This window comes from uncultured Pontibacter sp. (genome assembly GCF_947495565.1).
Lineage (GTDB): Bacteria > Bacteroidota > Bacteroidia > Cytophagales > Hymenobacteraceae > Pontibacter.
Map to the genome: position 1 here is coordinate 127,359 of NZ_CANLZM010000012.1, position 14,853 is coordinate 142,211.

The following is a 14,853-nucleotide window of genomic DNA, read 5'->3' on the forward strand; positions in this document are numbered from 1 at the left end:
TATTTACAGGATGCCGTACCTCCGCCCTCTCTTACTTTTATACTTGTGCCTGCACTCACTGGCCGCCCTGGCGCAGCTGCAGCAGGTGCAGGGTGTAGTACGAGATGCCGCTACTGGCGAAAGGCTGCCCTTTGTAAGTGTAGTTGCCAACGAGGGCGAAACCGGCACCACCACCAACCTGGAAGGAGAGTTTAAGCTGCGCCACCAGCAGCCTATCCGGAGCCTGCGCTTCAGCTATGTAGGCTACTTGCCGCGCGTAGTTTATACAGATTCCGCAGCAAGTATAAATGTGCAGCTGCAGCCTACGGCGGCCCAGCTGCAGGAGGTAGTGGTGTTAGGCACAGGCGAGAATCCGGCGCACCGCATCATCAGGCTGGCCACACAGAACCGCGAACGGCACCGCCTGCACAACCTGAATAGCTACTCTTACCGCACTTACAATAAGTTTATACTTACCGCCACCGATGTAGGGGAGCAGGAGCTGCGCGATACCCTGGAGCTCTCTAAACGCGACTCCGCTTACCTGAAGATGCGCAACCTGCTGGGCAACCAGCACCTCTTCCTGCTTGAGAGTGTTACAGATTATGCTTTTCTGCAGCCTAACCTTACAAAAGAAACCATACTTGCCACGCGTGTGTCGGGGTTGCAGCAGCCGAGTTTTGGTGTGGTAGCCGCCGAGGCCCGGGATTTTTCGGTATACGACGACCTGCCGGTGTTTTTCGGGAAGTATTATCTGAGCCCTATCAGCCCGGGCAGCACCCGCAAGTATGATTTTGTGCTGCAGGAGACTGTGGCGCAGGGGCAGGACAGCATCTACGTTATCTCCTTTAAACCTGAAGAGGGCAAAAACTTTGAGGGGCTGGAAGGGTTGCTGTATATTAACAGCAGCGGTTGGGCGGTGCAGCACGTGCTGGCTGGCTCGGCAGGCGATGACGATAAGCGTAATATCAGGCTGCAGCAGCAGTACGAGCGGGTGGGGCCGCAGCAACAGTGGTTTCCGGCGGAGCTGGATGTGGAGCTAACCATTCCGCAGCTAAACCTGAGCGGGCATCAGCCTTACGCCCGCATGCGCACCTACATTACCAATATTAACCTGAACCCAAACCTGCGCCGCTCCGAGTTTGGCGTAGTAGCCCTAAAGCAGCAGCCTGACGCCCACCGCCAACCTGACAGCTTCTTCCAAAATTACCGCCCTGATTCGCTCACGCAGCTGGAGCAGCGCACTTACGAGCGCCTCGACAGCGTAGGGCGCGCCCAGAAATTAGACCGTACCGTCAGGGTGATGGAGTACCTGGTGAGCAAGGAGCTGCCGATCGGCTCGGTAAGTCTGGACCTGAAACGCCTGCTTCGCCTCAGCCAGTTTGAAGGGCTGCGGCTTGGGTTGGGTGCTCATACAAACGATCGGTTTTCAGAGCGGTTTAAAGTAGGCGGCTACTGGGGCTATGGCTTTAGAGATGAGGAGGCGAAATACGGAGCCGATGCGTCGGTTATACTTTACAAGCCGCTAGAGCTGCAGCTAAAGGCTGTTTATTTTGAGGATATTTTAGAAACCGGAGGCCGTCGGTTGCCTTTTACGGAGGGCAGCGGTTTGTTAGGAAACCTGCGGCGTGCGCTGTTGCCGTACATGGATTATACTACCCATCAAAGTATAGCCCTGCAGAGCCGCGTGCTTCGGTACCTGCAGGCAAATGCCCAACTACGGAAGGAAGAGCGGCGGCCAACTTTGCTGCAGCAGGAGGGGCAGCCGTTGCCCGAACTTAACTTGACAGAGGCCGTGCTGAGCCTGCGCTATGCCCCCGGTGAGAAGTATATGCAGCAGTTCAACCGCTTAGTGTCTATGTCTGATGAGGAGCAGCCTGTGCTGTGGCTGCAGTACACGCGCGGCCTTGATGGCGTTCTGAACGGCGACTATAGCTATAACAAGTATGATATTCGGCTACAGACTTTGCTGCGGCACCGCACATTTGGCGAGAGCAGCTTTATACTTGCCGGAGGGTGGGTTGACGGGAAGGCCCCGCTCGTTACGCGGTACAACGGCTACGGCAGCAACAATCAAGACTATAAGTTATATACAGGGGAGGGTTTTGAGACAATGTATCCTTTCGAGTTCTTCTCGGATAAGTACGCCGCTCTGTTCTTCTCGCAAAACTTCGGGAAGCGCCTGCTTAACACCCGCTTCTTTGCCCCGGATTTAGTGGCCGTAACCAATGTTGGCATCGGCAGCCTGGAGGAGCCGCTTCCGGAGGTGCAGGAGCAGAGCATTAGCAGTATGCGCAAAGGCTTTTATGAGTCCGGGTTGATGCTTAACAACATTATCAGCTCGCCGTTTAGTGGAGTGGGAGTAGGTGCTTTTTACCGCTACGGCCCTTACAAGCTGGATAACTCAAGCGATAACCTGCGTATTAAACTCACAGCCACTTTACTTTTTTAAAGTATAAATTCGTCTTGTCGCCAAGCAGATTATCAAGTATAAAAGATAGATTTTTTCAAAAAAATTTTTACCGAGCCGCTGCTATACTTCGTTAGCCGGAAATCCATAACTTTACAGAACCTTCTTATACTCAGTAATTAAATAACATGACAGTTTCTAAAATGGCGCAGAACCTGATCGGCTCCGAAATTATTCGGGTGGCCGGCGAGGTAAATGCGATGATAGCCAAGGGAGAGCCAATCTGCAACCTTACCATCGGTGACTTTAACCCCAGCATTTACCCTATTCCAGAGGAGCTGCGCAAGGGCATCACCAAAGCTTACGAGCAGGGGCATACCAACTACCCGCCTGCCAACGGCGTGGCTGTGCTGCGGAAAGCGGTTGTAGCGTTTACACAAGAGCGCCTTGGCCTTACTTATCCCGAAAACGACATACTGGTGGCTGGTGGCTCCCGCCCGCTTATCTATGCCACTTACCTGGCTTTAGTAGACCCAGGCGATAAGGTAGTTTATCCAACGCCGTCCTGGAACAACAACCACTACTGCCACCTGTCTGGCGCTACGCCGGTAGAGGTGAAGACGCGGCCGGAGAACAACTTTATGCCAACCGCCGAAGATGTGAAGCCATACCTGAAAGGAGCAACCATGCTGGCGCTGTGCTCACCGCTGAACCCAACCGGCACCATGTTCTCTAAAAAAGACCTGGAAGAAATCTGCGACCTGGTACTGGAGGAGAACCGCAACCGCAAAGAAGGTGAAAAGCCGCTGTACATGCTCTACGACCAGATTTATTGGATGCTGACCTTTGGAAACGCTGAGCACTTCGACCCAGTAAGCCTGCGCCCGGAAATGCGCGATTACACTGTTTATATAGACGGTACTTCAAAATGCTTCGCCGCCACAGGTGTGCGTGTGGGTTATGCTTTCGGCCCGACTGTGGTGATAGACAAGATGAAATCCATACTTGGGCACGTGGGCGCCTGGGCACCAAAGGCAGAGCAGGTAGCGATGTCTGGATTTCTAGAGCAGCCGGAAGAGGTGGACAGCTTTATGAACGAGTTTAAGCCGAAGGTGCAGGAAAGCCTGAACGTGCTGTACAATGGTTTCCAGGAGCTGAAGTCTGAGGGATTCGCTGTGGATGCCATTGAGCCGATGGGTGCCATTTACCTGTCAGCCAAGCTGGATTTGGCCGGCAAAACCTCGCCAGACGGCAAAGTGCTGGAGACAAGCCAAGATATAACATTTTACGTGCTGCACGAGGCAAAGCTGGCGGTGGTGCCTTTCTCCGCTTTCGGTTCTGGGAAAGATTTAAACTGGTTCAGGCTTTCGGTAGGAGGCGCGTCTTTGGACGAGATTAAAGCATCGCTGGGAAGGCTGCGTGAGGCGCTGCAGAAGCTGAAGTAGCAACTCCCCGCCATTAAGCTACATGCTGTTCCTGCCGCAAAATTTCCTCTTGTGGCTTTTGAATGGGCCAGGCTTTCAGCTTGCGGATGTATACACCCGGCAATTAACGTAAGCTGAAAGCTTGCCGCCATGGAAAACTACGAGTTGAAAACTCGTGGTAGGTTTACTGGTTATTGAGCAAATGCCCTAATCGTAGCCTTTGAACAGGCAACGCAATCGTTTTTGGAATACACTTTATACTTCTGTAGAGACGCACTAACCGGCGTCTCTATTTTTTTGTGCCTACTCAATCTTAATCTGCCGGTTTATACTTTCTTCCAGCGAGATAAGTGTTTCAGTGCGCTGCACGCCCTCAATAGATTGCAGTTTCTCGTTCAGCACCTCGCGCAGGTGGTTGGTGTCGCGGCAAATAATTTTAGCAAACATGCTGTAAGCGCCGGTGGTGTAATGAAGCTCTACAATCTCAGGTATATCCCGCATTTTCTCCACGGTTTCCTTATACTCAGAACCCTTCTCCAGAAAAACACCGATAAAAGCGCAGATATCAAAGCCCACTGCCGACGGGTTAACCAGCAGTTGCGCTCCTTTCACTATGCCCATCTCCGTCAGTTTCTTCATCCGCACATGTATGGTGCCGCCCGAAACATTCAGTTCTTTGGCAATATCGGTGTAGGCTCTGGTGACATCCTGCATCAACAGGCTCAAAATCTGCTTATCCAGTTTATCAATTTCATAATTCATAGGCTCTAGTAATTGCTGCTTTTAACATTGTTTCAAAGATAAGGGTTTCAGATTGATAAATTACTAAATAAGAAAAATAATATTTAAAAAATTTACAATTAATGATAACAGTTTTTACATTTGTGATGTATGAATACTCAAATACTTAACAAATTTTCAAAAAAAAGATGGAGCAAGTAACATTAATGAAACCGACGGTGCTAGATGCTACCGTAAGTCACCTGAAGCGAGCATCGTTGCCCAAGATCCTGAAAGTGCAACAGGGCATTGTGCGTGCCACCCATGATTTTATGTTCCGCAAAGGTCTGACGCAGCTTATGCCGCTTATGCTGTCGCCGATTACGGACCCGCTAAACCACGGCGTAGTGGATGCCACTATTAGTTATGCTGAGCAGAGCTGGAGCCTGACAAAATCCATGATCTTCCATAAGCAGCTGGCCCTGATGAACCCGGCACTGGACAGCCTCTATATTGTATCGCCTAACGTGCGCCTGGAGTTCTCTGACCGCGCCGAGACTGGCCGCCACCTGTTTGAGTTTACGCAGATCGACTTTGAATTTAAGGACAAGGACCGCTTTTTTGTGATGGAGTTTATGGAGGAGCTGGTAAACTTTGTGTTCCGCCGCCTAAACGAGGAAATACCGGAAATTATACTGGAGATGCGCGGAGAGCTGCTGCCGCAGTACGAGAAGTGGGAAGTATGCCGCACCGAAAAGTTGGAAGCCGCGCTCGGCCCGGATTATGAGCATATTAAATCAAAGGAGGCAACAGAGCCGTTCTGGCTGCTGAACCACAAACGCGAGTTCTACGACAAAGAAGATACGAAAAAGCCGGGCACGTACCTGAACTATGATGTAATATGGCCAGAAGGTTTTGGCGAAGGATTATCCGGGGCGGAGCGGGAGCACGAGTATCACCAGATCCGTAAGCGTATGGCCGAGGTAGGCACAAGCGAAGAGGCTTTTGCGCATTATTTAGAGGTAGCCAAAGATGGCGGCATTCCAAAAACTGCAGGCGGCGGCTTTGGGGTAGAGCGCATGACCCGTTTTATATGCCGACTAAAGGATGTGGATGAGGTGACTGTTTTCTCCCGCAAGCCTTTCACTAAAGCTGTTTTCTAGTGTACATGCAAAACACTTAAAGTATGTTAAATGACTAAAAAGGTATGGATAACAATAGTGATAATGCGGGTAATCCTGCGAATTATAAGATAAATGAATGGTTTAAGATGATGTGAAGGCCTGCCGCTGAAATGCTGCAGGCCTTTTTTCTTGCCTAATGGTATGAGTAATTTCATGTGTCCATCCTTACGCAAGAGGCAGTTTGTACTTTAGCTGCAAAACTATACTTTGCCGTTGTTAAACCCTGCAGCAGCACGAGTTTATCGAACCTAAAGTATCATAAGCCAGAAATAAAAAAGGCAGAAGCCGTAGCCTCTGCCTTCCATACTTGCTATAGTTTATACTTTAGAAGTTCATGATCACTTCCTCAATAATGTCGCAGCACTCGTGCAGTTGCTCCTCTGTCATTACCAGCGGCGGCGCAAAACGGATAATATCGCCGTGAGTAGGTTTGGCTAGCAAGCCCTTATCCTTCAGCTCCACGCATACATCCCAGGCGGTGCGGCCATCTGCAGTAGGGTTAACAATGATGGCGTTAAGCAAGCCTCTGCCGCGCACAAGCGTTACCAGTTCAGGGCGCTTCTCGATAAGGCGCTGCATACGCTCCCGGAACAGTTCGCCTAACCTGTTGGCGTTCTCCGTCAGGTTCTCGTCTTTTATTACCTCCAAAGCGGCAATAGCTACCATGGCGGCCAGCGGGTTGCCTCCAAACGTAGAGCCGTGCTCGCCTGGCTGGATGCACAGCATGATCTCATCGTTAGCCAAAACGCAGGAAACCGGCAGCACACCCCCGGAAAGCGCTTTGCCAAGTATAAGTATATCAGCCTTCACATCATCGTAATAGCTTGCCAGCAGCTTGCCTGTACGGCCAATGCCGGTTTGTATCTCGTCGGCCATCAGCAGCACATCGTACTCTTTGCACAGCGCGTGGGCTTTGGCCAGATAACCTTCATCCGGAACAACTACGCCAGCCTCGCCCTGAATTGGCTCCACCATAAATCCGCATACGTTCGGGTTCTCCTTCAGCGCACGCTCCAGCGCCTCCACATCATTGTAAGGGATCACCTTATAGCCCGGCATGTACGGGCCGAAGCCTTTGGTAGAGTCCGGGTCTGTGGAGAAGGAGATGATGCCGGTGGTACGGCCGTGGAAGTTATGCTCCACCACAATTATTTCGGCTTTATGCGGCGCAATGCCCTTTTTCATATAGCCCCACTTACGCGCCAGTTTAATGGCTGTCTCCACGGCCTCGGCACCGGAGTTCATGTAAAGGGCTTTGTCATACTTAAAGTACTCGCAGATGTATTGCTCTGCAGGCCCCAGTTTGTCGTTGTAAAAAGCGCGGGATGTTAGCGTTAGCTGCTGCGCCTGCTGTGTAAGGGCGCCAACAATTTTAGGGTGGCAGTGCCCTTGGTTTACAGCGCTGTAAGCAGACAGGAAGTCAAAATAATGCTTGCCTTCCACATCCCAAAGGTGTACCCCTTCGCCACGGCTTAGTACCACAGGTAGCGGGTGGTAATTGTGGGCACCATACTTGTGCTCGATGTCAATAGCTTGTTGGCTGGAGGTAATGGTTTGAGTGCTCATAGTTTTTAATTATCAGATTCCTAAGAACGGCAATGTTACTGCCAATCATTATTACAGAATATAGTGTTTAATGTTGTCAAATTTACACATTTCAGGCCCACATCAAAACCTGCTTCTGCTTTAGGTCAAAACGGCTGTACGCCGTGCAGGCAATGTGCAGGTTTTGGCGCAAAACTTAATAATGCCGTACTTTGTGTGAAAAATAAGTATAACCGTGGCGCAGAAGTTAACAGAAGGCGAGGATTTTTATTTTAACCAGCAGGGGCTGATGGTGCTGACGGCAAAATACCTGCTGAAACGCGGGTATTGCTGCAAAAATGCCTGTAAACACTGCCCCTACGGGTTTGATAAAGAGGTGGCGGCAAAGCAGCGCAAAGTATAAAACTTGTTACCTGGCGCGGGTTTATGAGGCAAACGCTATACAGCCACATGAAAATTTTAGGTACAGGTTTGATATTCTGTATCTTTTTATAGATATTTGCACCCCTATTGAAATAAACCAGAAAAGAATACAAGATGGCACGAGTTTGCGACTTAACAGGTAAAAGACCACAGGTAGGTAACAACGTTTCTCACGCTAATAACAAGACGAAACGTAAATTTTATCCAAACCTACAGAAGAAGCGCTTCTACATCCCTGAGGAGGATGCTTGGGTAACGCTGAAAGTTTCTACTTCTGCACTGAGAACCATCAACAAGAATGGTATCACTGCGGTGTTGAAAAAAGCAGTAGAGCAAGGCTACATCCTGTACTAGTATAGGCATACTTTCGGGTATACAGGCTGCCGGGCTTAAGGCGTAAAGGCAAGCAGGTAATAACCGGAAATCGCCATCTGGTACTTTAAGATAAAACATCGGCAACGGAGAGAAGCTGTAGATGCTTTCGCTCCGTTGCCGTTTTTTTAAGCTTTGCCGTTTCCTTCGGCTAGAGAAGGCGGCCCAACATGGCAAGTGTAAATGTTGTGAAGCACCCGGAGGTGGTTTTACAAGAAAATTTATACATTGTTTGTAATTAGAGATTTAAGCTTTTATATTTGCAGTCCTAAATAAAAAATTACTGTCGAGATGGCTAAAAAAGCAAAAGGTAATAGAATCCAGGTTATTATGGAGTGCACAGAGCATAAAGCTACTGGCATGCCTGGAACTTCAAGGTACATCACTACCAAAAACAGAAAGAATACTCCAGAGCGTCTTGAGTTGAAGAAGTATAACTCTGTGCTGAAAAAAGTAACTTTACATAAAGAAATTAAATAACCATGGCTAAGAAGGTAGTTGCAACCCTAAAGACCGCTACAGGCAAAGACTGGGCGAAAGTAATTAAGGCTGTGAGATCTCCAAAAACTGGTGCTTACAGCTTTAAAGAGGAAATGGTACCTGTTGACAAAGTACAGGAGTTCCTTGCTAAAAAATAATACAGCCTACTCTACATCGATAGATAGATAAAATGAAGAAGTCCCTTTACTGGGACTTTTTTAGTATATTACCGTATCACTGAGATAGCATTCACCCTACATCATAAACCGGCATGGGAATTTTTGACTTTTTCAGCAAAGAGAAGAAAAAAGAATCGCTGGACAAAGGCCTCGAGAAAACCAAGAGCAACTTTTTCGGCCAGCTAAGCAAAGCCGTTATGGGCAAATCCACCGTTGACGTGGAGGTGCTTGACGAGTTGGAAGAGATTCTAGTACATGCTGACGTGGGGGTGGAGACAACAGTGAAAATCATTGACCGCATCGAGAAACGTGTGGCCCGCGACAAGTATGTAAGCACCGACGAGCTGGACACCATTCTGCGCGAGGAGATTGCCGCACTGCTGGAGGAGAACCGCGCTGGTGATGGTGCCAATTTTGAGCTGCCGAAAGATATTAAGCCTTACGTGATAATGGTGGTGGGTGTGAACGGTGTGGGCAAAACAACCACTATCGGTAAGCTGGCATCTCAATTCCATAAAGCGGGCAAACAGGTAGTGCTTGGTGCTGCCGATACATTCCGTGCCGCTGCCGTAGATCAGCTGATCATTTGGGGTGAGCGTGTGGGCGTGCCGGTAATTTCGCATGGCATGAACACCGACCCTGCCTCTGTGGCGTACGATGCCGTGAAGAAAGGCGTGGAGATGAACGCCGATGTGGTGATAATTGATACGGCTGGGCGACTGCACAACAAGGTTGGCCTGATGAACGAGCTGGCTAAAATAAAGCGCGTAATGCAGAAGATAACGCCAGATACACCGCATGAGGTGCTGCTGGTATTAGATGGCAGCACAGGCCAGAATGCGCTACTGCAGGCCCGTGAATTTACGAAAGCCACAGATGTAACAGCGCTTGCCATAACAAAGCTGGATGGTACAGCCAAAGGTGGCGTGGTGATTGGTATTTCGGATGAGTTTAAGATTCCGGTGAAGTATATCGGAGTTGGCGAGAAAATAGAAGACCTGCAGCTGTTCGACAAGCACGAGTTTGTGGATTCCTTCTTCTCGCGCAAATAAAGAATAGCCATGGTTAAGCTCCTGTTGTTGCCGCTTGCGCTGCTATTATCGCAGTGCAACGGTGCTAATCAAACCCATCAGAACCAGCCAGAGCAGATGGAGAACCAGGAGCTGCCGCAGCAAACAAAATTAACCAAGGCTCAGGAGCAGCAAACTCCCATTGAGCAAGGTATAAGCGGCCAGGTGCTGTGGGTGTCGGGCAACCAGATGCCCTCACCGGATGCTCCGCCTAGCAAAGGCAGAGGCGTACAGCGCACGATACATATCTACCAGCTTACCAACGCCAACCAAGCTAAAACCACAGCTGGTGTATTTCACACTAACATCCAGACTACATTAATTGCTCAGGTTCTTACCGATGCCGATGGCCATTTTGCGGTAAACTTAGAGCCTGGTATCTACAGCCTTTTCACGGAGGAAGAAAAAGGGCTATTTGCTAGTATTTTTGATGGAGAGATGAATATTAATCCAGTGGAGGTGCAGCAGGAGCAGGTAACCGACATCAAGATTGCAGTTAATTACCAAGCAGCTTATTAATAAGACTTCCTTAAGCGGACTCCTCCCTCAGCACCATAAATCTTCATTTCACTTATACTTGCCAGGCTATAACTGCATCAACTAAATTTAAGGTTGACATAGCAAGATTCTATAGGTAGAAAGCTGCGCTTCCTTTATCTTCTGAAATTTCTTATACCTTATTTAAGAGTTTTAACAAAGGCATTTCAAGAACTTACTGATGAAGGTAAGTTAGATCAAAAAACATTGTTGATCAGTTAATGTAATGTTATCAATAATAATTGATATTTTGGGTTATATTTAAAAAGGATACCCCTAATGCATACAACTAAGGATGGCTTAATGGAATTAGCGCATGATGATGTTTACAATATACTTTGCGCATAGTGGTCTGATGAGTTAGGTGTAGAGTCCTCGGAGTTTTTCCAAACCATAACATCCTTGTTTGTAGCCATCCAGGAAAAGCAGATCACTGACCTCATGATATATTCCGGCATTCCGGCTGGTGGAGTGCTTACCGAAAAGCTTATTGATCTCATTATTCAAAGCACTTCTAATACTCCTCTTCAAAATATTGCCATTCTGGAGTCGTCTGATTATCTCTGGGATTATAACCTGTACCAGGTAATTAAATTGCTTGTTGCCAAGTATAAATTGCCCATTACAGTTAAGTTGGTAAAAAGCCGCGCCGAAGGCTTGCAGTGGTTTAAACAACTAGCTTTTGTAGAGTAGTAACGGCTTTCTCCAAATTAAAAATTGCCTGTTGTTGCATGAATCAGCCTGAAAATCATCTTAAAGACGCTCAGTTGGTGCTTCTGTGCAGCAGGTAATCAGCGGCTATTCCTCCATACAGGCAGGATAATAAAGTATAAAAAGCAGCCTCACGCACTTACTTTGCAGCCAGTCCTATATTAACCAAACATATTGTACCTTTGCAGACTAGTTTGCAAAACGAACCATTGTTGCCTGATAAAGGTTTTTACTGATTGTAGCGTATTTCATTAAATAGATAAGTAAGTGAAAGTAAGATCACTCAAAAAAGATAAAGTAAACGTAGTTACCTTGGGTTGCTCTAAAAACCTGGTTGACTCTGAAGTGTTGATGGGGCAGCTGCGTGCCAATGAGTTTGAGGTGGCGCACGAGTCTGAGCAGGATGATTCCAACATCATCATTGTGAACACTTGTGGCTTTATAGACAATGCCAAGCAGGAGTCTATCGATACTATTCTGCGTTACGCTGAGGCAAAGGAGTCTGGCCAGATCGACAAGCTATACGTAACAGGTTGCCTTTCGCAGCGCTACAAAGATTCTCTAGAAGCAGAGATTCCGCAGGTAGATGCATACTTTGGCACCCTGGAGCTGCCGCAACTACTCAAGAAACTGGAGGCTGACTACAAGCACGAGCTGATTGGTGAACGTTTACTGACAACTCCTTCTCACTACGCATACTTTAAGATTGCTGAAGGCTGTAACCGCCCTTGCTCGTTCTGCGCCATACCTTTAATGCGTGGCAAACACGTTGACCGCCCTATTGAGGATCTGGTGAAAGAAGCATCGAGACTGGCAAGTATGGGTACCAAAGAACTGGTGCTTATCGCCCAGGATCTGACTTACTATGGACTACAGCACTACGGAGAGCGTAAGCTGGCCGATTTGTTGAGAAATCTGTCTGATGTAAACGGCATCGAGTGGATACGCATGCAGTATGCCTACCCGTCGCAGTTTCCGATGGAGGTGTTTGATGTGATGAGCGAGCGCGACAACATCTGCAAGTACCTGGATATGCCACTGCAGCACATCTCCGATAACATGCTCAAAACCATGCGCCGCGGTATCAGCAAGCGCCGCACTATTGAGTTGGTAGATCAAATCCGTCAGCGCGTGCCAGACATCGCCCTAAGAACCACGCTTATTGCCGGCCACCCCGGCGAAACTGATCAGGACTTTCAGGAGCTGTATGACTGGGTAGAGGAAACGCGCTTCGACCGCTTAGGTATTTTCACATACTCACACGAGGATAATACGCATTCTTATACTTTGGAAGATAATGTGCCGGAAGAAGTGAAGCAGGATCGTGCCGATGCCATTATGGAGCTGCAGCAGGGTATTTCTGTAGAGATGAATGAAGAAAAAGTTGGCAATACATACAAAGTACTGTTCGACCGCAAAGAGAGCGGTTATTTTGTTGGCCGTACGCAATACGACTCTCCGGAAGTGGATAACGAAGTACTGGTGCCAGCCGACGGTAACTACGTACGACTCGGCGACTTTGCCAATGTGAAGATCACAGATGCCTCAGATTTCGATTTGTATGGGGAAGTGGTTATCTAGATCCTAGACGTTAGACATAAGACTACAAAGAACGGGTTTGGCAGAGATGCCAAACCCGTTCTCATTAAATGGAAATATAACTAGTTCTCCATACTCAAAGTCTAGCATCTAGTGTCTAAAATATCACTTCAAAACATACTTGCTCAGTACACGGTAAGCCTCATTGATGTTGTCGCCTTTCCGGAAGTCCTGTTTAATGGTGGGTTCTACCTCGCCTGTCAGCCAAATCTTGAGTTCCGCATCTAGATCGCCGATGCCGGCACTCTCCTTCGAGAACATCTTGATGCTGCCATAAGGTATACTTTGATAATCGATTTTAGAGCCGGTAAGGCCTTGCTTGTTAACAAGTATAAGGCGCTTGTTGGTAAATACCAGCATATCCCGGATCAGTTTATAGGCGCGCTCTATGCGTTCGTCATCTATAAGTATAGGCTGAAACTCCCTGGTAATTTTCTCGATAGACACCTCTGATGCGTGTCCCATCATGCCGCTTAATAATCCCATATGTGTTTGTGTTGGTAACTATGTTGATACTGTGGATAAGCTTAATTTCGTGGAAATCAGTCTTCTGATGCCAGCTCTTTTTTAATACGCTTCTTGTCTATTTTTCCCACGCTAGTCTTTGGAATCTCGGTAACAAACCGGAACTGCTTGGGCACGGCGTAGTGGCTGATTTTACCGCTATCCGAGAATTGCTCCATGTGCCGGATCAGGTCCTCGTCGGTTATACTTGCATCGGGTTTGGCAACCACCAAAGCCAGTGGGCGTTCCTGCCAGCGTTGGTCCGGCACGGCTACTACGGCTGTTTCCTGCACGTCGGGGTGCTGTGAGATCAGGCTTTCCAGCAGCAACGAGGAGATCCACTCACCCCCGGATTTGATCACATCCTTTTTCCGGTCGGTGATGGTTATTACGCCATCGGGGTCAATGGTGGCAATGTCGCCGGTGTGTAGGTAGCCGTGTTTCCAGAGCTCGAGGCTGCGCTCCTCGTCCTTGTAATACCCTTGGGTTAGCCACGGCGCACGCACCACAATCTCGCCCGTTGACTTACCGTCGTTCGGTAAAAACTGGCCCTCCTCGTTCATCAGCCTAAGGTCTACCATCTGTATCGGGCGGCCTGTCTTTATGCGCAGGTCGGCTTCCTCGTCCTCGGTAAGGTAGTCCATGGTTTTTCTGTTGAGATAGGTCAGTGACAGTACCGGGCAAGTTTCTGACATGCCGTAGCCAGTAATTACCTCAATACCTAAACCCATAGCCGTCATGGCAAGGCCGCGAGGCAGCGCACTTCCACCTATAATCACTTTCCAGTTCGTGAGGCTAAAAGATTTTACCTGCGGGCTGTTTACAAGCATCTGCAGGATGGTAGGCACGCAATGCGAGATGGTTACCTTTTCCTTCAGCACCAGTTGCAGCAGCATGGCCGGTTCGTAGCGGCCGGGGTAAATTTGCTGCATCCCCAGAAAAGTGGCTAAGTACGGAAATCCCCAGGCGTGCACGTGAAACATCGGCGTGATAGGCATGTATACATCATTAGAGCCGATCTTAACGGCATTATCCATGGCACCCAGTGCAGTGGCCAAACCAAACGTATGCAACACCAGTTGGCGGTGCGAGAAGTATACACCTTTGGGCAGGCCTGTGGTGCCGGTCGTATAAAAGGTGGTGGCAATGGCATCTTCCGGAAGGTCAGGGAAAGTATAGCTGTCGGGTTGGTTTAGCAGGAGTTTCTCGTACTCGCCCTCTAATGGCAACGCCGATGTCGCCTCAGCGCCGGAATCAGAAAGCAGCACAATTTTCTTTACCGTTTCCATTCTGCCCCGCAGTGCCTCAAGTATAGGCAGGAAATCCTCGTGGCAAAATATAACGGCATCCTCGGCGTGGTTTATAGTATAAAGTATCTCCTCCGGCGAGAGCCTGAAATTGATCATGTGCAGCACAGCGCCAACCATAGGTATGGCAAAGTAACCCTCCAGGTAGCGGTGGCTGTCGTAATCCAGAAACGCAACGGTTTGGCCCTGCGCAACCTCCAAGTGGTTGGTCAACAGGTTTGCCAGCCGTGCCACGCGCTTGTTCATCTCGCTATAAGTAATGCGGGAGATGTCGCGGTAAACGATTTCCCTGTCTGACTCATACTTCAGCGATTGCTCTAAAATGCTGCGGATAAGCAACTGCGACTGGTGTGCCTCCGGTGTGGGAGAAAGGATGCGAGGGGTAGCCATAGCCTGGTTTTAATGAGGG

15 protein-coding genes are annotated in these 14,853 nt (G+C 48.7%); 11 read left to right on the top strand and 4 right to left on the bottom strand.

All coding sequences use genetic code 11. The features are described 5' to 3' along the window. Positions 1 to 43 precede the first annotated feature (43 nt). Complete coding sequence (locus tag Q1B04_RS15305) at positions 44 to 2,431, top strand: DUF5686 and carboxypeptidase-like regulatory domain-containing protein (protein WP_299760320.1); 2,388 nt, start codon at positions 44 to 46, stop codon at positions 2,429 to 2,431. A gap of 146 nt (positions 2,432 to 2,577) precedes the next feature. Continuing rightward, the gene (locus Q1B04_RS15310) at positions 2,578 to 3,834 is read left to right on the top strand and encodes an aminotransferase class I/II-fold pyridoxal phosphate-dependent enzyme (protein WP_299760322.1); all 1,257 of its coding nucleotides are present in this window, start codon (positions 2,578 to 2,580) and stop codon (positions 3,832 to 3,834) included. Between the two features lie 282 nt (positions 3,835 to 4,116). On the opposite strand, the gene Q1B04_RS15315 is transcribed toward Q1B04_RS15310, so the two are convergent. Further along, positions 4,117 to 4,575 (bottom strand): Lrp/AsnC ligand binding domain-containing protein, encoded by a 459-nt coding sequence (locus Q1B04_RS15315; RefSeq protein ID WP_299760324.1) that lies wholly within the window; start codon positions 4,573 to 4,575, stop codon positions 4,117 to 4,119. A 167-nt stretch (positions 4,576 to 4,742) separates the two neighbouring features. On the opposite strand from Q1B04_RS15315, the gene Q1B04_RS15320 reads away from it, so the two are divergent. Continuing rightward, positions 4,743 to 5,696 carry an asparagine synthetase A gene (locus tag Q1B04_RS15320; RefSeq protein WP_299760326.1) on the top strand — a complete coding sequence of 318 codons (954 nt, stop codon included), beginning with the start codon at positions 4,743 to 4,745 and terminating at the stop codon, positions 5,694 to 5,696. A 345-nt stretch (positions 5,697 to 6,041) separates the two neighbouring features. Here the strand turns inward: Q1B04_RS15320 and rocD are convergent, their stop codons facing one another. Further along, positions 6,042 to 7,283, bottom strand: a complete 1,242-nt coding sequence (rocD, locus tag Q1B04_RS15325) for an ornithine--oxo-acid transaminase (protein ID WP_299760328.1) — start codon at positions 7,281 to 7,283, stop codon at positions 6,042 to 6,044. A gap of 214 nt (positions 7,284 to 7,497) precedes the next feature. Between rocD and Q1B04_RS15330 the strand changes: the two genes are divergently transcribed. The 8 genes from Q1B04_RS15330 to rimO all read left to right on the top strand — a co-directional run bounded on the left by Q1B04_RS15330 (position 7,498) and on the right by rimO (position 12,615). After that, positions 7,498 to 7,665, top strand: a complete 168-nt coding sequence (locus Q1B04_RS15330) for a DUF5522 domain-containing protein (protein WP_299760330.1) — start codon at positions 7,498 to 7,500, stop codon at positions 7,663 to 7,665. A 134-nt stretch (positions 7,666 to 7,799) separates the two neighbouring features. Then, complete coding sequence (gene rpmB, locus Q1B04_RS15335; RefSeq protein WP_073851608.1) at positions 7,800 to 8,039, top strand: 50S ribosomal protein L28; 240 nt, start codon at positions 7,800 to 7,802, stop codon at positions 8,037 to 8,039. 309 nt (positions 8,040 to 8,348) lie between these two features. Beyond that, positions 8,349 to 8,537 (top strand): 50S ribosomal protein L33, encoded by a 189-nt coding sequence (rpmG, locus tag Q1B04_RS15340; RefSeq protein ID WP_299760334.1) that lies wholly within the window; start codon positions 8,349 to 8,351, stop codon positions 8,535 to 8,537. Between the two features lie 2 nt (positions 8,538 to 8,539). Beyond that, complete coding sequence (locus tag Q1B04_RS15345; RefSeq protein WP_119432107.1) at positions 8,540 to 8,695, top strand: DUF4295 domain-containing protein; 156 nt, start codon at positions 8,540 to 8,542, stop codon at positions 8,693 to 8,695. A 113-nt stretch (positions 8,696 to 8,808) separates the two neighbouring features. Continuing rightward, positions 8,809 to 9,768: a signal recognition particle-docking protein FtsY gene (ftsY, locus tag Q1B04_RS15350; RefSeq protein ID WP_299760341.1), complete on the top strand. Its 960-nt coding sequence runs from the start codon at positions 8,809 to 8,811 to the stop codon at positions 9,766 to 9,768. A gap of 9 nt (positions 9,769 to 9,777) precedes the next feature. Beyond that, positions 9,778 to 10,305 carry a carboxypeptidase regulatory-like domain-containing protein gene (locus Q1B04_RS15355; RefSeq protein ID WP_299760343.1) on the top strand — a complete coding sequence of 176 codons (528 nt, stop codon included), beginning with the start codon at positions 9,778 to 9,780 and terminating at the stop codon, positions 10,303 to 10,305. A gap of 420 nt (positions 10,306 to 10,725) precedes the next feature. Continuing rightward, positions 10,726 to 11,016 carry a hypothetical protein gene (locus tag Q1B04_RS15360; protein WP_299760345.1) on the top strand — a complete coding sequence of 97 codons (291 nt, stop codon included), beginning with the start codon at positions 10,726 to 10,728 and terminating at the stop codon, positions 11,014 to 11,016. Between the two features lie 285 nt (positions 11,017 to 11,301). Beyond that, a complete protein-coding gene (gene rimO / locus Q1B04_RS15365) occupies positions 11,302 to 12,615 on the top strand; it encodes a 30S ribosomal protein S12 methylthiotransferase RimO (protein ID WP_299760347.1) in 1,314 nt (437 codons plus the stop codon). 123 nt (positions 12,616 to 12,738) lie between these two features. On the opposite strand, the gene Q1B04_RS15370 is transcribed toward rimO, so the two are convergent. Together Q1B04_RS15370 and Q1B04_RS15375 are read right to left on the bottom strand one after the other, a co-directional pair. Continuing rightward, positions 12,739 to 13,119 carry a PH domain-containing protein gene (locus Q1B04_RS15370; protein ID WP_299760350.1) on the bottom strand — a complete coding sequence of 127 codons (381 nt, stop codon included), beginning with the start codon at positions 13,117 to 13,119 and terminating at the stop codon, positions 12,739 to 12,741. A 56-nt stretch (positions 13,120 to 13,175) separates the two neighbouring features. Continuing rightward, a complete protein-coding gene (locus Q1B04_RS15375; RefSeq protein WP_299760352.1) occupies positions 13,176 to 14,834 on the bottom strand; it encodes a fatty acid--CoA ligase in 1,659 nt (552 codons plus the stop codon). Positions 14,835 to 14,853 lie beyond the last annotated feature (19 nt).